Source organism: Pseudomonas psychrophila HA-4 (assembly GCF_000282975.1).
Lineage (GTDB): Bacteria > Pseudomonadota > Gammaproteobacteria > Pseudomonadales > Pseudomonadaceae > Aquipseudomonas > Aquipseudomonas psychrophila_A.
The window spans coordinates 1-21248 of record NZ_ALJC01000015.1 but is presented as its reverse complement, the minus strand read 5'-3'; the positions used below and the strand labels follow the sequence as shown (position 1 = coordinate 21248).

Annotated in this window: 19 protein-coding genes, 1 pseudogene and 1 riboswitch; of the genes and pseudogenes, 4 read left to right on the top strand and 16 right to left on the bottom strand. The window is 57.8% G+C overall.

The genetic code is table 11. The annotated features are described in order from the left end of the window. The first annotated feature begins 113 nt into the window (after positions 1-113). Positions 114-3581 (top strand): hybrid sensor histidine kinase/response regulator, encoded by a 3468-nt coding sequence (locus B347_RS0101580; protein ID WP_019407967.1) that lies wholly within the window; start codon positions 114-116, stop codon positions 3579-3581. Positions 3582-3662: 81 nt separating this feature from the next. On the opposite strand, the gene rmuC is transcribed toward B347_RS0101580, so the two are convergent. Continuing rightward, on the bottom strand, positions 3663-5027 hold the full coding sequence (gene rmuC, locus B347_RS0101575; protein WP_192812343.1) for a DNA recombination protein RmuC: 1365 nt from the start codon (positions 5025-5027) through the stop codon (positions 3663-3665). Positions 5028-5199: 172 nt separating this feature from the next. Continuing rightward, positions 5200-5523: a hypothetical protein gene (locus tag B347_RS0101570; protein WP_019407965.1), complete on the bottom strand. Its 324-nt coding sequence runs from the start codon at positions 5521-5523 to the stop codon at positions 5200-5202. A 998-nt stretch (positions 5524-6521) separates the two neighbouring features. On the opposite strand from B347_RS0101570, the gene B347_RS0101560 reads away from it, so the two are divergent. The 3 genes from B347_RS0101560 to B347_RS0101550 all read left to right on the top strand — a co-directional run bounded on the left by B347_RS0101560 (position 6522) and on the right by B347_RS0101550 (position 8932). Beyond that, positions 6522-6746: a hypothetical protein gene (locus B347_RS0101560; RefSeq protein ID WP_019407963.1), complete on the top strand. Its 225-nt coding sequence runs from the start codon at positions 6522-6524 to the stop codon at positions 6744-6746. Between the two features lie 270 nt (positions 6747-7016). After that, a complete protein-coding gene (locus B347_RS0101555) occupies positions 7017-7496 on the top strand; it encodes a hypothetical protein (RefSeq protein ID WP_019407962.1) in 480 nt (159 codons plus the stop codon). A gap of 146 nt (positions 7497-7642) precedes the next feature. Continuing rightward, positions 7643-8932 (top strand): OmpP1/FadL family transporter, encoded by a 1290-nt coding sequence (locus tag B347_RS0101550; RefSeq protein ID WP_019407961.1) that lies wholly within the window; start codon positions 7643-7645, stop codon positions 8930-8932. An 84-nt stretch (positions 8933-9016) separates the two neighbouring features. Here B347_RS0101550 and B347_RS0101545 read toward each other — a convergent pair whose 3' ends face one another. The 14 genes and pseudogenes from B347_RS0101545 to B347_RS25500 all read right to left on the bottom strand — a co-directional run. Continuing rightward, positions 9017-9568 (bottom strand): glutathione peroxidase, encoded by a 552-nt coding sequence (locus B347_RS0101545; RefSeq protein WP_019407960.1) that lies wholly within the window; start codon positions 9566-9568, stop codon positions 9017-9019. A gap of 175 nt (positions 9569-9743) precedes the next feature. After that, positions 9744-10943: an MFS transporter gene (locus B347_RS0101540; RefSeq protein WP_192812342.1), complete on the bottom strand. Its 1200-nt coding sequence runs from the start codon at positions 10941-10943 to the stop codon at positions 9744-9746. A gap of 61 nt (positions 10944-11004) precedes the next feature. Beyond that, positions 11005-11418 (bottom strand): MarR family winged helix-turn-helix transcriptional regulator, encoded by a 414-nt coding sequence (locus tag B347_RS0101535; protein ID WP_019407958.1) that lies wholly within the window; start codon positions 11416-11418, stop codon positions 11005-11007. A gap of 84 nt (positions 11419-11502) precedes the next feature. Then, the gene (locus B347_RS0101530; RefSeq protein ID WP_019407957.1) at positions 11503-12225 is read right to left on the bottom strand and encodes an adenosylcobinamide-GDP ribazoletransferase; all 723 of its coding nucleotides are present in this window, start codon (positions 12223-12225) and stop codon (positions 11503-11505) included. 2 nt (positions 12226-12227) lie between these two features. Continuing rightward, a complete protein-coding gene (gene cobC, locus B347_RS0101525; protein ID WP_019407956.1) occupies positions 12228-12803 on the bottom strand; it encodes an alpha-ribazole phosphatase family protein in 576 nt (191 codons plus the stop codon). Next, positions 12800-13855, bottom strand: coding sequence for a nicotinate-nucleotide--dimethylbenzimidazole phosphoribosyltransferase (gene cobT / locus B347_RS0101520; RefSeq protein WP_019407955.1), 1056 nt, complete (start codon positions 13853-13855; stop codon positions 12800-12802). The genes cobC and cobT overlap by 4 nt, the downstream gene beginning before the upstream one ends. Further along, a complete protein-coding gene (gene cobU / locus B347_RS0101515) occupies positions 13852-14373 on the bottom strand; it encodes a bifunctional adenosylcobinamide kinase/adenosylcobinamide-phosphate guanylyltransferase (protein ID WP_019407954.1) in 522 nt (173 codons plus the stop codon). Before cobU ends, cobT begins: the two co-directional genes overlap by 4 nt. Before the next feature lie 12 nt (positions 14374-14385). Beyond that, complete coding sequence (locus tag B347_RS0101510; RefSeq protein WP_019407953.1) at positions 14386-15840, bottom strand: cobyric acid synthase; 1455 nt, start codon at positions 15838-15840, stop codon at positions 14386-14388. Then, positions 15837-16841, bottom strand: coding sequence for a threonine-phosphate decarboxylase CobD (gene cobD, locus B347_RS0101505; protein ID WP_019407952.1), 1005 nt, complete (start codon positions 16839-16841; stop codon positions 15837-15839). The genes B347_RS0101510 and cobD overlap by 4 nt, the downstream gene beginning before the upstream one ends. Next, a complete protein-coding gene (cbiB, locus tag B347_RS0101500) occupies positions 16834-17742 on the bottom strand; it encodes an adenosylcobinamide-phosphate synthase CbiB (protein WP_019407951.1) in 909 nt (302 codons plus the stop codon). Before cbiB ends, cobD begins: the two co-directional genes overlap by 8 nt. Continuing rightward, positions 17739-18389 carry a 5,6-dimethylbenzimidazole synthase gene (gene bluB / locus B347_RS0101495; RefSeq protein WP_019407950.1) on the bottom strand — a complete coding sequence of 217 codons (651 nt, stop codon included), beginning with the start codon at positions 18387-18389 and terminating at the stop codon, positions 17739-17741. The genes cbiB and bluB overlap by 4 nt, the downstream gene beginning before the upstream one ends. Further along, positions 18386-19699 carry a cobyrinate a,c-diamide synthase gene (locus B347_RS0101490; protein WP_019407949.1) on the bottom strand — a complete coding sequence of 438 codons (1314 nt, stop codon included), beginning with the start codon at positions 19697-19699 and terminating at the stop codon, positions 18386-18388. The genes bluB and B347_RS0101490 overlap by 4 nt, the downstream gene beginning before the upstream one ends. Positions 19700-19709: 10 nt before the next feature. Beyond that, the gene (gene cobO, locus B347_RS0101485; RefSeq protein ID WP_019407948.1) at positions 19710-20321 is read right to left on the bottom strand and encodes a cob(I)yrinic acid a,c-diamide adenosyltransferase; all 612 of its coding nucleotides are present in this window, start codon (positions 20319-20321) and stop codon (positions 19710-19712) included. A gap of 80 nt (positions 20322-20401) precedes the next feature. Next, positions 20402-20650: riboswitch (cobalamin riboswitch) on the bottom strand. Between the two features lie 166 nt (positions 20651-20816). Then, a pseudogene (locus B347_RS25500) lies at positions 20817-21248 on the bottom strand (RHS repeat domain-containing protein); the annotation flags it as partial.

Genomic DNA, 21248 nt, shown 5'->3' with positions numbered 1-21248 from the left:
CTGCGACGCGTGGCCGCGCTCAGACCATCGTCGACGTGCCGCGGCTCAAACATCGTGCGAGACTAGACTTCCGCAGCGGGATTGCTCGGGTCTTTTTACGCGCAGGAGTCTTCATGTCGTTGTCCAGCGGGCTGATCGCCGCCGTCGCCCTGGCCTACATGGCCATTATGTTTGCCATTGCCTTTTATGGTGACCGGCGCAGCAAACCGCTGCCGCCGCGGGTTCGCGCGTGGGTCTACAGCCTGTCGCTGGCGGTGTATTGCACCAGTTGGACATTCTTCGGCGCCGTAGGCCAGGCAGCCGAACAACTCTGGTCGTTCTTGCCGATTTATCTGGGGCCTGTGCTGCTGTTGGTCTGCGCACCTTGGGTGCTGCAAAAGATGGTGATGATCAGCAAACAGGAAAACATCACCTCGATTGCTGACTTTATTGCCGCGCGCTACGGCAAATCACAGTCCCTGGCGATTGTTGTCGCACTGATCTGCTTGGTCGGGGTCTTGCCTTATATCGCCCTGCAACTCAAAGGCATCGTACTCGGGGTGAACCTGCTGATCGGCGCCGGAGCCGACACCACAGGCACCCGCGCCCAGGACACCGCGCTGCTGGTGTCGCTGGTTTTGGCGCTGTTCACCATTGTGTTTGGCACACGCAACCTCGACTCCACCGAGCACCACCGGGGCATGGTGCTGGCGATTGCATTTGAATCGCTGGTCAAACTATTCGCATTTCTCGCCGTCGGCGCGTTTGTGACCTACGGCCTCTATGACGGTTTCGACGACCTGTTTAGTCAAGCCATGCTGGCGCCGCGGCTTGAGGAGTACTGGAAAGAAACCGTTAACTGGCCATCAATGGTGGTGCAAACCGGCGTCGCGATGATGGCCATCATCTGCCTGCCCCGGCAATTCCACGTAACGGTGGTTGAAAACATTGAGCCGCAAGACCTGCGACTGGCCAAGTGGGTGTTCCCGGCCTATCTGATTCTCGCGGCGCTGTTTGTAGTACCGATTGCCCTAGCAGGGCAAATGATGCTGCCAAGCTCAGTGCTACCCGACTCGTTCGTGATCAGCTTGCCACTGGCGCAAGCGCATCCGGCGCTGGCAGTGCTGGCGTTTATCGGGGGAGCCTCGGCCGCCACCGGCATGGTGATTGTGGCCAGCGTGGCGCTTTCAACCATGGTTTCCAACGACATGCTGCTGCCGTGGTTGTTGCGACACAAGAATGCCGAGCGCCCGTTTGAAGTGTTCCGTCACTGGATGCTGTCGGTACGCCGCGTTTCGATTGTGGTCATTCTGCTACTGGCCTATGTCAGCTACCGCCTGCTGGGCTCAACCGCCAGCCTTGCCACCATCGGACAAATTTCCTTCGCCGCCGTGACTCAACTGGCGCCCGCCATGCTCGGCGCGCTGTACTGGAAACAAGCCAACCGTCGCGGTGTTTTCGCAGGGCTCGCGACGGGGACATTCATTTGGTTCTACACCTTGGTGCTGCCGCTGATCGCCCATAGCATGGGCTGGCACCTGGGACACTTCCCAGGGCTGGCGTGGCTGCACAGCAACCCGTTGGGCCTGCCCATCACACCACTGACCCAAGGTGTGGTGCTGTCCCTGGCGGGGAACTTCACCCTGTTTGCCTGGGTGTCGGTTCTATCGCGTACCCGCGTCTCAGAGCATTGGCAGGCAGGTCGCTTCATCGGCCAAGAAATCAGCAGCCACCCCAGCGGTCGCTCAATGCTCTCGGTACAGATCAACGACCTGCTGACGCTGGCAGCGCGCTTTGTCGGTGAAGAACGCGCCCGCCAGAGCTTTATCCGTTTTGCCTATCGACAGGGCAAAGGCTTCAACCCCAATCAAAACGCCGACGGCGAATGGATCGCCCACACAGAACGGCTACTGGCCGGGGTACTCGGCGCATCATCAACCCGCGCAGTGGTTAAAGCGGCCATTGAAGGTAGGGAAATGCAGCTTGAAGACGTAGTCCGTATTGCGGATGAAGCGTCAGAAGTTTTGCAGTTCAACCGCGCATTGCTGCAAGGCGCGATTGAAAACATCACTCAAGGCATCAGTGTGGTCGATCAATCATTACGCCTCGTGGCTTGGAACCGCCGCTATCTCGAACTGTTCAACTACCCGGAAGGACTGATCAGTGTCGGCCGGCCGATTGCCGACATTATTCGTCACAACGCCGAGCGCGGCCTGTGCGGCCCAGGTGAAGCCGAAGTGCACGTGGCACGTCGCCTACATTGGATGCGCCAAGGCCGGGCGCACACCTCTGAGCGCTTGTTCCCCAATGGCCGGGTGATCGAACTAATCGGCAATCCCATGCCGGGCGGCGGGTTCGTCATGAGTTTTACTGACATTACCGCCTTCCGTGAGGCTGAGCAGGCACTCACCGAAGCCAACGAAGGCCTTGAACAGCGGGTAGCCGAACGGACCCGCGAGCTGTCGCAACTTAATCAGGCGCTGATCGAAGCCAAAGGCACAGCCGAAGCCGCCAACCAATCGAAAACCCGCTTCCTGGCTGCCGTTAGCCATGATTTGATGCAGCCCATGAACGCGGCGCGGCTGTTTTCAGCCGCCCTGTCGCATCAAGAAGACTTAAGCCCCGACGCGCAAAAACTGGTGCAGCACCTGGACAGTTCGTTGCGCTCGGCCGAAGACTTGATCAGCGACTTGTTAGATATTTCACGCTTGGAAAACGGCAAGTTCACTCCTGACATCAAGCCTTTTGCGATCAATGATCTATTCAATACCTTGGGCAATGAATTTACCGCTCAGGCGCAAGAGCAAGGACTCAAGTTCAGGGTTCGCGGCAGCCGCTTGCGGGTCAACAGCGACATCAAATTACTGCGACGTATTTTGCAGAACTTCCTGACCAACGCGTTTCGCTACGCCAAAGGCCCGATATTGCTAGGCGTACGTCGCCGTGGCGATCAGTTGTGCTTGGAAGTTTGGGACCGCGGTCCCGGTATCCCGCAAGACAAACTGCAGGTCATTTTTGAAGAGTTCAAACGCCTGGACAGCCATCAGACACGAGCCGAAAAAGGCCTAGGGCTGGGGCTGGCGATTGCCGATGGCCTGTGCCGCGTGCTGGGACACACGCTTAAAGTGCGCTCATGGCCAGGTAAAGGCAGCGTATTCAGTGTCAGCGTGCCGCTAGCGCCAACTCAAAGCGAAACGAAAAGGACCGCGACTGAACAGAAAGGCCAATCCGTTATCGGCGCGCAAGTGCTGTGCATAGATAACGAAGACAGCATTTTGATTGGCATGCATAGCTTGCTCACGCGCTGGGGATGCCGCGTCTGGACCGCCAGAAACCGTGATGAGTGTGCTGCCTTGCTCAACGACGGCGTGCGCCCGCAACTGGTGCTGGTGGACTACCACCTAGACGATGGCGAGACTGGAACCGACCTGATGGGCTGGCTGCGTGCGCAACTGGAAGAACCCGTGCCGGGCGTGGTAATTAGCGCTGACGGACGCCCAGAAATGATTGCGCAAGTGCATGCGGCAGGCTTGGAATACTTGCCAAAACCGGTCAAGCCTGCGGTGCTGAGAGCGCTGCTGAGCCGGCATGTGCCATTGTAGGAGCGTATTGTGCGATCGATTAAAGATCTAAAGATCTAAAGATCGCGAGGCAAGCGCTCTCCTACAAGGGCCGCGTTAGGTCTACTCCGCGGGGTGCGCCACGCCGTCAACGTCGGTCATGGCACGTTCCAGCAGCTCGGGCGGCAAACTTTTACTCGCCCGCGCGCCCAGTAATTTGAGTTGCTCACTACGGCTCACAAGGTTCCCACGTCCATCTGTCAGTTTATTGCGGGCGGCTGCGTAGGCTTTGTCCAATTGCTGAAGGCGATTGCCGACTTCATCCAAGTCCTGAATAAACAGCACGAATTTGTCATACAGCCAACCTGCGCGCTCAGCGATTTCACGGGCATTTTGGCTCTGACGCTCTTGCTTCCACAGGCTATCGATGACCCGCAAGGTCGCGAGCAACGTGGTCGGACTGACGATCACAATGTTGCGATCAAAGGCTTCTTGAAACAGGTTGGGCTCAGCTTGTAACGCCGCAGAAAAAGCGGCTTCGATAGGCACAAACAGCAACACGAAATCCAAGCTGTGCAGCCCTTCAAGGCGCTTATAGTCTTTACCGGCCAAGCCTTTAACGTGGTTACGCAGCGACAGCACATGCTGCTTGAGGGCCGCTTGGCCGATCACCTCGTCATCGGCCCCCACATACTGCTGATAGGCCGTAAGGCTGACTTTGGAATCGACCACGACCTGTTTGTCACCCGGCAACATGATCAATACGTCTGGCTGAAAACGCTCACCGTCGGGACCTTTCAAGCTGACTTGGGTCTGATATTCACGCCCCTTTTCAAGCCCTGCGTGTTCAAGCACTCGTTCCAAAATCAACTCGCCCCAGTTGCCTTGGGTCTTTTGACCTTTCAAGGCGCGGGTCAAGTTGGTGGCTTCATCGCTCAGGCGCAGGTTCAGTTGCTGCAAGCGCTCCAACTCTTTGCCCAGCGAGAAGCGCTCGCGGGCTTCCTGCTGATAGCTCTCTTCGACCCGCTTTTCGAACGACTGAATGCGCTCTTTGAGCGGATCGAGCAATTGCCCGAGGCGCTCATTGCTGGTCTGCGCAAACCGTTGCTCGCGCTCATCGAAAATTTTGCCTGCTAGCTCCGAAAACTGCGCCCGCAGTTCATCCCGTGAACCTTGCAGGTCACTTAGACGTTGCTGATGGCTGTCTTGCTGCTCACGCAACTCGGCGCTCAGTGCCGCGGCTTGGGCGTCCAAACGGCGTAACTCGGACTCTTTCTGCGCTCGTTCTAGGCTCCAGGCATGCGCGGCATCACGGGCGTTGTCGCGCTCCAACTGGAGTAACTCGACTTCGCGGCGCAGAGCGGCAAGCTCTGCCTGTTTGGCCGCGTTGGCCTGCCCCAAGTCGCTGATCTCATCACGACTGGCATCCAACTGGGCACTCAAACCTTCTTGCGCCAACTGCGCCATGTTCAAGCGTTCATCCAGCAGATTCAGCTCTGCCTGGTGCCCACTGGCACGACGCTGCAACTGCCAGACAAACGCCAACAACGGTACACCCGCCAGCGCCAAGCCCAGCAAAATGCTGTTCAGGTCCAAGGCCATAACCACTCCGCACACGGTAAAAGAGCAAGGTTAACCAAGCTCAGGGATCGAAGACAGCTCAGTCTTCGATCTTGCTCAGTTCCTGCTGAGCAAGGCGGTCGCCAGCACGTGCGGCTTGACGCAACAGTTCGTGACCAATGCGCTGATCACGAGCACTGCCGCAATCACGGCACATCAATTGCCCCAAACGGCTTTGCGCTAACACGACGCCTTGACGGGCAGGTTGCTTAAGCAAATGACCGGCAACATGCTTGACGCTGGGATTAGCGCCCAGATGAGGGTTATCCAGCAACCAGACCGCAATCCGCAAAGAAAAACGTTTTGGGGCTTCGGGCGGTGCGCTGGAGCGAGCAACAGAGGAAGTAGAGGTGCGAAACTTCATAAAACACTGTAGGGCAGAACAGAAGGCGCGCCACTCTACTCCTTTTTTCGCTGGGGTAAAGCCGTAAAAAGTCTATACCCGCGATCTAGAGCAAGTGCATGGGACAATCCACAGATCCTGTGGATAAGTCAGTGGACAACCCCCGTTTACCCCCCGCAAACGCCCACCCTGCGGGGCTTCGAGTCAAACTGTCGATTTTTTCACCAATTAAAAAAAACGATGTTTTTCATTGACTTAAATTTACAGAACAGGCTAGACGCTTGTGTAGATCGGTATCAGAAGCGATTGTGGCATTTGCACTACAAATGTGCACAAGTTCGCATTCCACTCAATGGATCGTGAAACAGCAGCCCTAAAAATGTAGGACCACGTACCGGTAAAGCCCCCACTAGCAAAGCGCTGTGCAGAGGCCTATGCCCCAGTCACCACGCTGGAATAACGGCCAAAGTAGGCTAATACCAGAATCAATAACACGTGAAATCAACACAACCATTACCCGGCGGCACCCACACTTGGTGGGGAAACAGAATGTATTTTTACTAGCACACTTGCATTTAGATTTTCAACCCGATAGTATCCGCAGCGTTAGTACCAAGCTGAAAGTCAATTCGGGCCGAACAAATCCCTCAGCGACCTCCCAAAAAGAGAAGTCACGCTGATAAACGGGATCGACCCCCTCGATGGTTTCCAGGTAAATCTTGCGTCGATACAGCCTTTGAACATAGACAAAGGGTATCGCGAAGTTTTTTACTCTGACCGAACCAACCTGCAAATTGATCAGGATCTTCACCCGGAGCACGGAACCTTAGCTCCTGTTGTGACTGCCTGCCCTCCTAAGTACCTACCTGCCAGCCCAAGCGCCACATACTTAATGCGCTCCAACTGGCGGCTTTGTTCCAGTCAGGTTCTTCGTCTAGCCAAAGATGGCGCGACGTCACTGGAACGTTTTAACGCAGCACGGATCATATCCGTGTCATTTGTAGGAACACCTAATAACTATGTCTACTCAAATCCACACTCAGGATGCCATTCGCACCCTAACCAACGCCTTTGCTCCAATGAACTGCCTGATTATGGCCGCTCGCAAAGGATGCTTCAGCTTTACTCTGGTCAACGAACACGGCATCGCTCGTCACAGCGAGCGCCTGTATCCCGATCAATATTCCAGCGCAGAACCTCTGCAAGCTGTGATCGAGCGTACTCGTCAGGCACTGATCGCCTAAGTCTCCAGTAAGCGTTTACACAACAAGCCCTGCCTGATTAGCAGGGCTTTTTGTTGCCTGCGATTTATGACATATCCCGCATCGCTTAAGTCCTTGCGGATATATCACCACCCCCCTGAAGCTATAAATGTTTTAAAAACATAACTTTACAGCAAGAATATGACACTACACTTCAACTCAAGCGGCTTGTTCCGCTTCCGGCGCCCCCACACGACTCACTGCTGCCAAGTGCTTGAGGGTCCCCGGCCATTTTCAGCCGTCGAGGACGATATGGGGATCGCTGCCAGGGAGTTGAGCCTTTATGTGATTCGGCCAACGCTTCTTTATCTGGGCCAAAACAACCCGGATGCCGAAGCTTTGTTACTGGGCATTGCAGCCAGCCAATCGAGTTTAGGATCGGCGCTGCACAACCGTCGCGGTCATGGCCTTTACGGCATACGCGAACCTCGCCACAGCGCATTGTGGGATTTGTATCTGGCCCGCAACCCGGATTTAGCCAGCCAAGTACGCGGGCTGGCCAGTCAGCATGCATTCCTGCGTAGCCCTCATCTGGAATTGACCGTTAATTTGCGTTACGCCACCGCTATTGCCTGGCTGCTTATTGAAGAGCAAAAAACCACCATTCCGCACTTCGATGACGTACCCGGGATGGCAAGAATATGGCGCCAAGTATTTGAGCCACAAGGACGTTTACGCGATTACATAAATGCTTGGCAAAACTGTGTCCACCCCCTCAACCAAGTTGCTTGATGTAGAAGCTTCCTACAAAAACATTAAAATGATCCAAATATGGTCGGATTGTCCTACAAAACAACGTTATCTTCTGCGATTTAGCCTATAGCGCTTAATCAAAAATGTTGGTAGTTTTCGTCCGGTGATCAAAAGGAGTTCTAATAATGAAAAAAGTAATGCTCAAGACCACACTTAGCCTCGCCGTTACTTTGGCTTCCAGCCAGATTTTCGCCAGCGGCTTCGCCCTCAACGAACAAAGCGTTAGCGGTATGGGGACCGGTTTCGCAGGTCGCTCATCTTCTGCTGACGATGCAAGTACCGTTTTCGGTAACCCTGCCGGTATGGCCCGCCTCGAAGGGCAGCAAATCACAGGTGGTTTCGCAGTCATCGACGCGTCGACTGACATCAAAGACGGCAGGGGCAGTATCTCAGGCACCAACAAAGGTGACATGGTCCCGTTTACTGCCGTACCTATGGGCTTCTACACCAACAAGCTCAATGATCAGTGGGCTGTCGGCTTTGGTGTCTACGCACCGTTTGGTCTCGTTACAGACTACGAAAGCAGCTTCCAGGGCCGCGGCTTTGGCAGCAAAAGCGAAGTGAAAGTTGTCACCCTGCAACCCACTGTCAGCTACGCATTCAACGACAGAGTGTCTATTGGTTTCGGTCCGACCATCAACCGAATTTCCGGTACGCTTGAGTCCGATATCAGACTTACCCCTAACCCACTGGCTGGGGCTGGCGACAACAATGTGAAAATCAAGGGCAATGATACGGCGCTCGGTTTCAACATTGGCGTACTGGTACAAGCGACCGACACAACACGTGTGGGCTTGACCTACCACTCGCAAGTTAAATACAAGCTGGATGGTCACACTGCAATCACAGCCAGCAGCGACCCATTCACTGCGGCTCGACTGAAAAGCGATCGCTATGACGCTTCGCTGAAAATCGACACTCCAGAGTCCTACGATCTCTCGGTAACTCAAGAACTGAGTGATGCCTGGAAAGTCTATGCAGGTACTACATGGACCCGCTGGAGCCGCCTGAAAGACATCACCATCGAAAACAAAGGCGTTACAGGTCCAACCAACTCAGCGCTGTTTAGCACCATCACCGAAGAGCAGAATTGGCACGATACCTGGGCATACGCCATCGGTACTTCGTATCAGTTGAACAAGCAGTGGGTCTTGCGTACCGGTCTGACTTGGGACCAATCGCCTACCAACAATGAAAATCGCTCGCCGCGCATCCCGACTGGCGACCGTACGATTTTCAGCTTGGGTGCTGGCTATGCCGTCAATGACAACCTCGTTATCGACGTGGCTTACTCTTACCTGAAAGAAGAGTCGGTCAAGGTTAACGACTCCAAACCAGCGCTCGGTAGCTACTACAGCTCCAAGTATGAAAACAGCGCTAACGGCTTTGCAGTTGGCGCAACGTACAAGTTCTAATTCACCACGAGCCTGAATCGCTCGCCGGCTGAACCCAAAAAACCCCGCTCTCTTCATCGAGGCGGGGCTTTTTTTGTGTCGGAATTAAGGCTTTGATGCGATGGCTTTTTCTATAGCTTCAACCAGCTCCGGACTATCCGGCTTGGTCAGGCTGGAGAAGCTGGCAATGACCTTACCTTGCCGGTCGACGACGTACTTGTAGAAATTCCACTTCGGCGCGTTGGATTGATCAGCCAACACCTTGAACAGATGCGTTGCGTCATCACCGCGAACCTTTTGCGGCTCAGTCATAGTGAAGGTCACGCCGTAATTGACGTAGCAGACCTTGGCGGTCTCCTCGCCATCCTTAGACTCTTGCTTGAAGTCATCCGATGGCACACCAATCACTTCCAATCCTTGCCCCTTGAAGCGTTGATTCAACGCCTCAAGTCCTTTGAACTGCGGCGCGAAACCGCAAAAGCTAGCTGTATTAACAATCAACAGAGGTTTGCCTGCGAAGTGCTGGCACAGATCGATAGACTCTTTAGCCCGTAACTTGGGCAACGAGCCCTCCAGTAGCGGCGGGCAATCGGCCGCCCAAACTGTACCCGCGCACGCTAACAGTAGTACAGGCATCGCAATCCAGCGCTTTAGCATTATGAGTGTCCTGTGACGAAGAGGCAGGTACAGAACTTACTCGCCCCTCTACCCGCCTAGCAAGCACCCATACCCAACTGTAATAACGCCAAACCGCCCTGATGCCACCCCCACCAAGTCAGCGCCAGCAGGAGAAAGCCCGCACTGACGGCACCTAACCAAAGCCACGCTGAATTCACGCCACGCTTCCTCGTGCTTGTAAACGCGCTACCGGGCGCTCACGTACCGGCCAATTCAAAGCGGCTGCCAACAGACTCAGCAAAATGGAACCTTGCCAAACCAAGTCATAGCTGCCGGTTTGATCATAGACCACCCCGCCTAGCCAGCCGCCCAGGAATGCCCCCAACTGGTGAAACAGGAAGACGATCCCACCCAACATCGACAAGTTGCGCACCCCAAACATGGTCGCGACCGTTCCGTTGGTCAGCGGCACGGTCGACAACCACAAAAAGCCCATGGCCATGCCGAACAGGTAAGCACTGAATTGCGTCACCGGCGCCCATAAAAACAGCACGATCACCACGGCTCGCGCCAGATACAACGCCGTCAGCAAACGCGGCTTGGACATACGCCCACCCAACCAGCCCGCTGTGTAGGTACCGAAGATATTAAACAGGCCGATCAACGCCAAGACCGTTGTGCCCACAGTGGCGGGCAGATGCTGGTCGACCAGATAAGCCGGCAAGTGGATGCCGATGAACACCACCTGAAACCCGCACACAAAAAAACCAAACGCCAACAACCAGAACCCCGAGTGACTGCATGCTTCGCGCAGCGCTTCCTTAAGGGTTTGCTCGCCGCCCAGACTTGGCATCGGGCGGTCTTTGAGCATGCTCACCAACGGCACAATCAATGCCACCAGCAGCCCCAGCACCAGCAATGCCGACGACCAGCCGAGCCAGCCGATCAGGCCCAGCGTACCCGGCAACATTGCAAATTGGCCAAAGGAGCCGGCGGCACTGGCGATCCCCATGCCCATACTGCGTTTTTCCGGTGGCAAGGCACGCCCCACGACACCCAAAATGACGGAGAACGAAGTTCCAGACAGACCGATACCAATTAACAAGCCGGCACTGAGTGATAACGTCAGTAACGAATCAGACAAGCCCATCAGCACCAGACCGACGGCGTACAACACGCCACCGATCAGCACCACCTTGGCCGCACCAAAGCGGTCAGCCAACGCCCCAGTAAACGGCTGCGCAAGGCCCCAGATCAAATTCTGCAAGGCAATCGCGAAGGCAAAAACCTCACGACCCCAGCCAAACTGAGCACTCATTGGCGGCAAAAACAGGCCAAAGCCATGCCTGACCCCCAACGACAGCGCCAAAATCAGCGCACTGCCCACCAATACCCACACGCTCGCCCGCCACACCGATGTCATTTTTATTCTCCGTAAGCGGGTATATACCTATTTTTATTCGTACAGCGGGGGCTTATTCAGCACCCGCCAGCTCATCCAATAACTGCAAGAGTTGTTCGCGCCGCTCTTCGCCCAAACGCTCGATTAAACGTTGCTGCGCGGCCTCCCAGGCTGGCCAGGCAGCACTGAAGCGCTTCTCCCCTTCTGCTGTCATGCACACCAGCCGATTACGTTGGTCTTGGCCCTCAGACAGCTTCACTAAGCCGGCGCTTTCAAGCACCCGCAGATTACGCCCCAACGTACTGCGATCCAGCCCCATGGCCTCAGCCAAGCTGGAAATGCTGGGTTGATCAAGTCGTTTGAGATTACTCATCAGCGAAAACTGGGCAACATTAATCCCGAAACCATCAAGGGCTCCGTCGTAATGCTTGCTGATGCCCCGCGACGCACGCCGCAGGTTGGTGCATAAACACTGGGTTGGTAACATTTTGTATGTATATACCCGCAATAAAAGAGAATCAAGATTTAAACAGTGACCTATCCCCTATAGGCAAGCTCGCCCCAGCAGGGATTAGATTAGCGCCACACCTACCAAGACCAGCACTTCAAGCAACTCCAGCAGTGCACCTGCCGTATCACCTGTGGTGCCGCCCAAGCGTTTGATCATCACCCGGCGTAGCCATACAAAGCCTGACGCCGCCAACACCATGACCCAAAAACCGGTCAACACGACACCGGCCAACGCACTCAGCCCCAGCACCCACCAGCCCGCCTTGCAGGGTAAATGGTCGGCCAAGGATTGTCCCAAACCACCCGCCCGTACGTACGGGGTGGTCAGGAACAAGGCCAGCAAGGCGCTGCGCCCGATCAGCGGGACGATCAACAAGACAGCGGTGTGCTGCTGTTCGATCAGCGCCAGCAACGCGCAAAACTTGATCAGCAACACCAGAACCAGCGTGACCACAGCAATGGGACCACTACGAGGGTCTTTCATGATAGTCAGGGTGCGCTCGCGATCCCCGAAACCACCCAACCAGGCGTCCGCGCTGTCCGCCAAGCCATCCAGATGCAAACCGCCACTGAGCAATACCCAGGCCGTCAGTAGCAGCGCCGCGTGCAACATCAACGGCGTGCCCGTCAGTACGCTGTTCAACACCCACAGCAACAGGCCAAACAGTAGCCCGACCAGCGGATAGAACAACAGCGAACGCCCCAGCTCCTGGGGTTGCGGCATACCGGGTAAGCGAATCGGCAGACTGCTCAAAAACTGCAAAGCGATCCAGAAAGGCAACATGCTCAGCGCCCCTCGATCAACACGCCGTGCGCGTCAACCTGCAACTCGAACAGCGCACCATTGACCACTTGGATCTGTAGCAACTGCTCACGGGGCAAGCCACGCGCCTGTGCCAGCAACAACTTCATCACCCCGCCATGGCACACCACCAAAACCCGTTCGCCTGCATGCGCCTGCAGCAGGCGATTGACGGCTGACAACACACGCCGCGCGAACTCAAGTACCGGCTCACCATCAGGCGGGGTAAATGCGTAAGGGTCAGACCAAAACAAGCCCAGCGCCTCGGCATCCGTTTCCATCAACGCGGCTGCGCTTTGCCCTTCCCATGCGCCAAAGTGCAGCTCTTGCAGGTCTTTGTCCAAAGACACCGGCAACCCGAGCTGCTCGCCCAACTCATGGGCGAACAAGGCGCAACGTTGCAAGGGCGAGCTGATGATTCGGTCCCACGGGCCTTGCCCCTGAACGGCTACGCGCATTTGCGCCCAGCCCGGCGCTGTCAGCGCGTCATCTAGGCTGCCGCGCAGGCCGCCGCCCAATTCGGTTTCACCATGACGCAGCAAATCCAAAGTGATGCTCATGCCGGACGATCTGCGACAGCCGCTTCGGCAAAGGTTGCCATCTGCCCGTGCAGGTCACAGGCCAGACGCACCAGCGGCACCGCCAGCGCCGCGCCGCTGCCTTCGCCCAAGCGCAAACCCAGATCAAACAACGGCTGAGCCTGCAAACTGTCGAGTACATGGCGATGCCCCTGCTCGGCGCCACGATGACTGAACACCAGCCACTCGCGACACTCCGGATTCAAGCGCACGGCCACCATGGCCGCGACGGTGCAGATAAAGCCGTCGACCAGCGCCACGATTCCGGCTTGCGCGCACGCGACATAAGCACCGGCCAAGGCCGCGATTTCAAACCCACCTAAGCGAAACAGTGTCTGCAACGGGTCGTCGAGGTACCCCTCATGAAACGCCAGCGCCCGCTCAATCACCTGCGCCTTATGGCTAACCCCGGCCGCATCCAGCCCTGTACCCGGCCCGGTCAGCAAAGAGGCCGAGCAGTTCAGCAGGGCACTGGCCACGGCACTGGCCGAAGCGGTGTTGCCGATGCCCATCTCGCCGCCGACAAACAGCTCAGTGCCCTGCTCTTCAGCCCGAGCGATACTCTCACGACCCGCGGCCAGCGCTTTCAGGCCTTGTGCATCGCTCATGGCAGGGCCGGTGGCAAAGTTCGCTGTGCCCGCGCCCAGTTGTAAATGCCGTACACCCAGCAGATTGAGCATCGGTGTCACAGTGCCCAGGTCCACCACGTCCAAATGCGCGCCCAACTGGCGGGCCAGCACGCTAATTGCCGCCCCACCACTGACAAAGTTGTGCAACATTTGCCCGGTGACTGCCTGCGGATAGGCCGATACACCCTCGGCAACTACGCCATGATCACCGGCAAAAATCGCGATCCACAGCTGGTCGACGCGTGGCTTCAATCGACCTTGCAACCCAGCCAATTGCACAGCCAGGGCTTCCAGTTGCCCCAGCGAGCCAGCAGGTTTGGTCAACTGTTGCTGGCGCTCGGCCGCGGCTGCCTGCATGTCACGGTCAACCGGTTTGCACGGTTTCAGCCACCACGGAGTATTCATAGAGCAGTTCCTTTCAGGGTCAGGGGCAGGCCCGCCACGGTCAGCACCACGCGCTGACAACGCTCGGCCAAGGCTTGATGCAACCAACCGGCTTCATCGACATAGCGGCGAGTCAATTCGCCCAGCGGCACGACACCCATTCCGGTTTCGTTGCTGACAAAAACAATCTCGCCCGGCAATTCAGCCAGGCATTCCAGCAGCGCATCACGCTCGGCGCTCAAACGCTGTGGGTCTTCGAGCATCAGCAGATTAGTCAGCCACAACGTCAGGCAATCCACCAACAGGCACGTGTCGGCACGCGCGTTGTCACGCAGGACACGAGCCAGTTCGAGCGGTTCTTCAATCAAGCCCCAGTGCTCAGGTCGGCGTTCACGGTGATGACGTACCCGCTCGCTCATCTCCCCGTCCAGCGGTTGGCTGGTTGCAATGTAAATGACGGCGCAGCCCGAGTCGGCTGCGAGCTTCTCGGCTAAGCGACTTTTACCCGAGCGGGCGCCACCCAAAATCAGTTGCAGCATGTTTATAAACCTCTAAGGGATGCCGCACAGCTCGCGCAAATACGCGGTGTCCAGGTGCTTCTCGACCATGTCGGCCAAGCGCTCGATGTCGCGCTCGCGCAAGGCGTGGTAGTCCACTTGCTGCACGTCGTGCAAACCGGCCCAACGCAGCAAGGCGCTGCAGGCGGCGGGCGACTCGAATAAGCCGTGTAGATAGGTGCCGAGAATTTGCCCGTCAGCACTTTGCGCACCGTCACAACGGCCGTCATCCAGACGCACCACTGGCTGCTCAAGCGCCACGCCGGCGGTCACCCCCGCGTGAATTTCATAGCCGATGACCTCGGCGTTTTCCAACACTAAGTGTCCACGCACGTTGCGCAGTTGTTTCTCAGCCGCCAGTTCAGTGCTGAAGGCCAGCAAACCCAGGCCATCGCTGGAACCCGCCGTGCCTTCCAGCCCCAATGGGTCATGCACCTGCTCGCCGAGCATTTGCAAACCGCCGCAAATGCCAAGCACTTTGCCGCCGTAGCGCAAGTGCCGACTGATGGCCGCATCCCAACCATTGGCGCGCAAATAGACCAAATCACTGCGCACGCTTTTTGAGCCCGGCAGGATGATCAAGTCCGCAGGAGGTATCGGCTGCCCCGGCCCCACAAACTGCAAATTCACCTGCGGGTGCAGGCGCAACGGGTCGAAGTCAGTGTGATTGCTGATGCGCGGCAACACCGGCACCACCACGTTGAGCACCTGGTCAGCCTTATCGGTCTGGCGCTGGTCGATACCGTCTTCGGCTTCAAGGTGCAGGTCCAGCACGTAAGGCAACACGCCAATCACCGGTTTGCCCGTACGCTGTTCCAGCCAGTCAAGCCCCGGTTGCAGCAAGGCGATATCACCGCGAAAGCGGTTGATGATGAAACCTTTAACCCGTGCCTGCTCGGTCTCGGACAGCAACTCCAGCGTCCCGACCAAATGCGCAAACACCCCGCCACGGTTGATGTCGGCAATCAGCACCACCGGACAATCCACCGCTTCGGCAAAGCCCATATTGGCAATATCACCAGCGCGCAAATTGATCTCGGCCGGGGAGCCTGCGCCCTCAACCATGACCACCGGGTACGCAGCGCTCAAGCGTTGGTGCGAGGCCAGCACCGCTTGCATGGCGATGGCTTTGTAGTCGTGGTACGCCACCGCATTCATGCTGGTGACCGCGCGACCATGAATAATCACTTGCGCGCCAGTGTCGCTGTTGGGCTTGAGCAGCACCGGGTTCATGTCGGTGTGCGGCGCCAACCCAGCAGCCTGCGCCTGTACGGCCTGGGCGCGGCCAATCTCACCACCTTCAGCCGTCACCGCACTATTGAGCGCCATGTTCTGCGGTTTGAAAGGCACCACGCGCACGCCTTGGCGGGTTAGCCAGCGGCACAAGGCCGTAACCAAGGTGCTTTTACCGGCATCGGAGGTGGTGCCCTGCACCATCAATGTGCTCATGACACTCTCTCCGTGGACGCTTGGGTATAGGCCTGCAACGCCTGCTCCAGCCTCGACCAGTCAGCCTCATCGGCGGGCAAACCAAAACGGACGCTGCTGTTACTGGTAAACAGGCGCAGCAAAATTCCGCGCTGCGCCATAAATTCATAAAGACGTTGCGCATGCGGCGTGATCAGCCACTGGAACAGGGCGCAACCGCCTTGCGGCAGCAGATCGTGCAAACCCAGCAATCGCTGCAAGCGCGCACTGGCCTGCTCCGTGCGTTCGCGCTGGTGAGCCTGGCTGGCGGTGTCGAGCAAGCATGCCTGCCCCACAATGCGGGTTGGGCCACTGACGGCCCATGGCCCTACCTGTTCAGCCAGCAGCTTGAGCAACCTGAGCTCGGCAAGCACAAAGCCCAAACGCACGCCCGCCAGACCAAAAAATTTGCCGAATGAACGCAGCACAATCAACCCGGTACGCCAGCTCTCAGACGCCAGGCTCACGTCTGGGGTGTTGTCCATGAACGCTTCGTCCACCACCAGCCAACCGCCACGCTGCGCCAGCCGCGTGTGCCATTCCAGCAAACGCTCGAGGGGCAGGCTCAAGCCCGTGGGGTTATTTGGGTTTACCACCACCAGCACATCCAGCGTGTCGAGGTAGAAGTCGACTTCGTGCTCCATGACTTCGCGCACGATGTGTCCGCTGCGCCGCCAGGCCTCGGCATGCTCGGCGTAGCACGGCGATAACACGCCTACCTTGCCACTGCGGCGCAACCGCGGCAGTAACTGGATCGCACATTGCGAGCCCGGCACCGGCAAGACATTTTGCGCGCCGTAGTACGTGCAGGCTGCTTGCTCTAGCCCGTCATCGGTTTCTGGCAAACGTGCCCAGGCCCGCTCCGCGATAGCAGGAATCGCAAAAGGCCAGGGCGCCAAGCCACTGGACAAATCCAGCCAGGCCGACTCGGCAATGCCGTAGTGCAAGGCCGCCTGACGTAAACGTCCGCCGTGCTCAAGCATAAAACTCACTCCCCACACACAGGATCAGTAACCACAACCACACACCGCGCTGTACCAACTGCCAGCCTCGGCCGATTGAGTCAGCGTCGGCGGGCACACCTTCACCCAGTTGTGGACGCTCATGCAGCTCACCGTGATAAATCGCCGCGCCGCCCAGCTCGACACCCAACGCTCCAGCACCCGCCGCCATCACCGGCCCGGCATTAGGGCTGTCCCACTGCGGCGCCTGTTGACGCCAGCACTTCATCGCCAAGCGCGTCTTGCCCAGCAAGGCGTAGGTCAACGCCACTAGCCGTGCAGGAATATAGTTCAGTACATCGTCGATGCGCGCAGCCGCCCAGCCAAAACGCTCAAAGCGTTCGTTGCGATAACCCCACATCGCATCCAAGGTGTTGCTCAAACGGTAGAGCACCACCCCCGGCGCGCCAGCCACTGCAAACCAGAACAAAGCCGCGAACACCGCATCGCTGCCGTTTTCCAACACTGACTCTGTGGCGGCGCGTGCCACTTCGGTCGAATCCAGCTCACTGGTTTGCCGGCTGACCAAGTACCCGACCCGTGTGCGGGCCTCGTCCAGATCATCGGCGCGCAACGCCTCGGCCACAGGCTGCACATGCTCACCTAAGCTGCGCATGCCCAGCGCGCAGTACAGCGCCACAATTTCCACCAGCCAGCCGATATAAGGCAACCACGACAACGCCGTGGCCAGAATCGTCAGGGGTAACACCGCCAGCACCCAGGCGGTAACGCCATGGCTGCGCCAGCCCCGCCCGCCCGAATTAAAACGCTGCTCGATGCGGTCAGCCATCCGGCCAAACGCAACCAGCGGATGCCAGCGTTTAGGCTCGCCGAATAGCGCATCCAACGCCACGCCGGCAACGCACAACAACGCCACACTCATGGCTTTACTCCCCAAAAATTCTCGTACACCAACTCACTCAGCGGACGCGCTTGCGCCCACCCTTCGAGCACCAGCATCGGCGCAGGATAAAACGCCTCAACCGGGCCTAGGCACAACACTGCGAGTGGCTTGGCACCTGCGGGCAACCCCAACAAATCCGCCAGCGCCTGCGGCTCGAACAACGACACCCAGCCCATACCCAAGCCTTCTACCCGCGCGGCCAGCCACAAGTTTTGAATAGCACAAGACAATGACGCCATGTCCATTTCCGGCAGCGTGCGTCGGCCGAAAATGTGTTTTTCGCGATCCTCCATCAACGCCGCCACCAGCACCTCGGCGCAATCGTTGATGCCTTCGACCTTAAGGGTCATGAATTCATCCGAACGCTCACCCAGCGCCTCGGCGGTGCGTACCCGCTCGTCCTCAACGACCGCTTGAATCTTGCCTCTCAGTTCACGGTCGGTAATGCGGATAAACCGCCACGGCTGCATCAGGCCCACACTCGGCGCTTGGTGCGCGGCTTCCAGCAAACGTGCCAACAGCTCAGGGGCCACGCAGCCCCCGCTGAAGTGCCGCATGTCTCGGCGCTCAGCAATGGCCCGATACACCGCGGCCTTTTCTTCGGGACTAAATGCGTTGTTGCTCATGACACCTTCACGGCACACGGCGCGAACAACGCAGCCACGGCCTGGGGATTGGACGGAAAGTAAAAGTGCACATACGACGCTGTCATACGTCCTTCGCGATACACCGCCTCTGCACCACGACCGCCATTGGGGCTCAGGCCACGTGCGATAGGCTCAAGCGCGGTGCTGGTTAACGAATGGTGATAGGTGTGTCCGCGCAACAGGCCTTCCGGCAACTCAACCGCCTGCAACGCGAGGGCCGCCAAGCGTTTTTGCATGGTTGCCTCGCCTTTGAGCAAGCCGACCAACTCGGCGCGCTGACCGTCGACGTCGGTCAAGGCATCAAGCAAATAAAGCATGCCGCCACATTCGGCCAGCAACGGCTTACCCGCGTGATGGTGTGCACGGATTGCATCCAGCATCGACGTGTTGCGCGACAGTTCGAGGTGATGCAGTTCGGGGTAACCGCCCGGCAAATACAGACTGTCAGCCACAGGCAATTGCGTGTCACGAATCGGCGAGAAAAACACCAGTTCGGCGCCCATGTCGCGCATCAGCGCCAAACTCGCGCCATAGGTGAAGGCGAAGGCTTCATCGCACGCCACCGCAATCCGCACCCCGGCCAATAACGGCTCAACGGCGACAGGTTCTGGGGCGGCAAACTCCACCGCCGGTGGCAGCGCTACCTCACACGTGCTGGCCAAGGCATTGGCCGCCGCATTGAGGCGCGCATCCAAGTCATTCAATTCGCTGGCTTGCACCAAGCCTAAATGACGGCTTGGCAGTTCAATCCCGGTCTCGCGAGACAACGCGCCGTACCAGCGCAAGCCTTCGGTCAGGCTGCCTTCGAGCAACTGCGCATGCCGCACCGTGCCGACCCGGTTCGCCAACACCCCGGCAAACGGCAGGTCCGGCTGATAACGCGCCAGCCCCAACGCCAACGCGCCAAAAGTCTGGGCCATGGCGGTGCCATCAATCACACCCAACACCGGCACACCAAAATGACGGGCCAGATCGGCGCTGGACGGCGTGCCATCGAACAGGCCCATCACGCCTTCGATCAAAATCAGGTCCGCTTCACCGGCCGCTTCCCACAATAAGCGACGGCTTTCATCGGCGCCCACCATCCACAAATCCACCTGATACACCGGCGCACCGCTGGCGCGCTCCAGGATCATGGGGTCGAGGAAATCCGGGCCACATTTAAATACCCGAACCTTGCGCCCTTGATTGCGATGCAACCGGGCCAAAGCTGCGGTGACGGTGGTCTTGCCCTGGCCGGAAGCCGGCGCGGCGATCAGTACCGCCGGGCAATGACGCGACTCTCTCATGCTTCAACACTCACAATTCAATGCCTTTCTGGGCTTTGATCCCGGCCTGGAATGCATGCTTGATCACACCCATTTCAGTCACGGTATCGGCCAGATCAATCAATTCAGGTTTAGCGCCACGCCCCGTAACCAGTACGTGCTGCATCGGCGGGCGGGCTTGCAAGTCGCTCAACACCTGCTCAAGGTCGAGATAGCCGTGCTTGAGCGCAATGTTTAGCTCATCCAGCACCACCAGCCCAATGGACGGATCACGCAGCATCTCGCGAGACACTTCCCACGCTGCCTCAGCGGCCGCGATATCACGCTGACGATCTTGAGTTTCCCAAGTAAAACCTTCGCCCATCACGTGATAGCGCACTTGTTCCGGGAAGCGACGGAAAAAAATCTCTTCGCCGGTGCTGTTGCGGCCCTTGATGAACTGCACCACGCCGCATTGCAGACCATGGCCCATAGCCCGGGCCAACATGCCAAACGCCGAACTGCTTTTACCTTTGCCATTGCCCGTCAACACCAGCAACAGCCCGCACTCATTAGGGGCACTGGCAATGCGCTCGTCCATCACAGCTTTTTTACGCAACATGCGCGCCAGATGACGTTCGTCGCGCTCGGGGGATTCGTTCATGGCAGCTCTCCGTTGGGGCTGAATTAAGCAAACGGGAGGCGGGAGAATTCGTTAAAAACGACACACCTTGCCCGCCGCAAGGGTGCTGGATGGATCAGGCCGGTCTCCGGGCTCATGAGCGGGGCGTTTTTTGCACAAAAAACAGCGCCTAATCACGCGCCTTCCCGTGCAATAAACACAGTGGCATTGGGCGTGACATTGACTCATTTACCGTTGCGGGGGCAGCGCCGGGATCAAAGCGATTGCGTGGGGTAAACGCGCCCTCACCGGCTTCCCTGTTTCACTCGGCCAACCTTGGGTTGCAGAGCACCTGAAACAAGCCGCGAAGGTTAGAGGGTTGGGGGTGGAGCGTCAATTAAAGCCCCTCCAAACGGACGCAAAGCCACGTCATTATTCAAATAGGAGACAGGTAAATGACTTGCGGCATTCGTGGATGAGGTTGATGTTGCGTGGGGAGTGGTAACTGCAGTAGTGGCTGGTGCCGCGCAGGCCGCTTTATTGGGCGCTTTCGGCGATCAGGCGTTCACCTTGCCAGATGAATTGGGTGGTGGTGGCGTCGACTTCTTTGGCGATGCGACGGACAAAGACGTCGTAGCGGTAGGTCACGTGGCTGCCTTCTGGCAGGGTGATGCTGAACAGTCGGTGTTGGCTGTCGTAGCGGTAATCGCGGGTGAGGCGTTGGCCTGCGCCGCGTCGTTCCTGTCTGAGGTTGCCGTAGGCGTCGTATCGGTAGTGGCGCCGGTACAGCGGTTCGCCGTCGAGGCTGCCGCTGGCATTGAGTTGGCTGATGGCGTGGTCTTGCAGGCGGCCTTGTTCGTCGTATTGGTAGTGGCTGACGATGACGAAGTGTTTCCAGGCCGCCCGCAAATCGGTGGCCGGTGAAGCGCTGGCCGTTGAGGTCGATGGTTTTGAGGGCGCCGCCTTTTT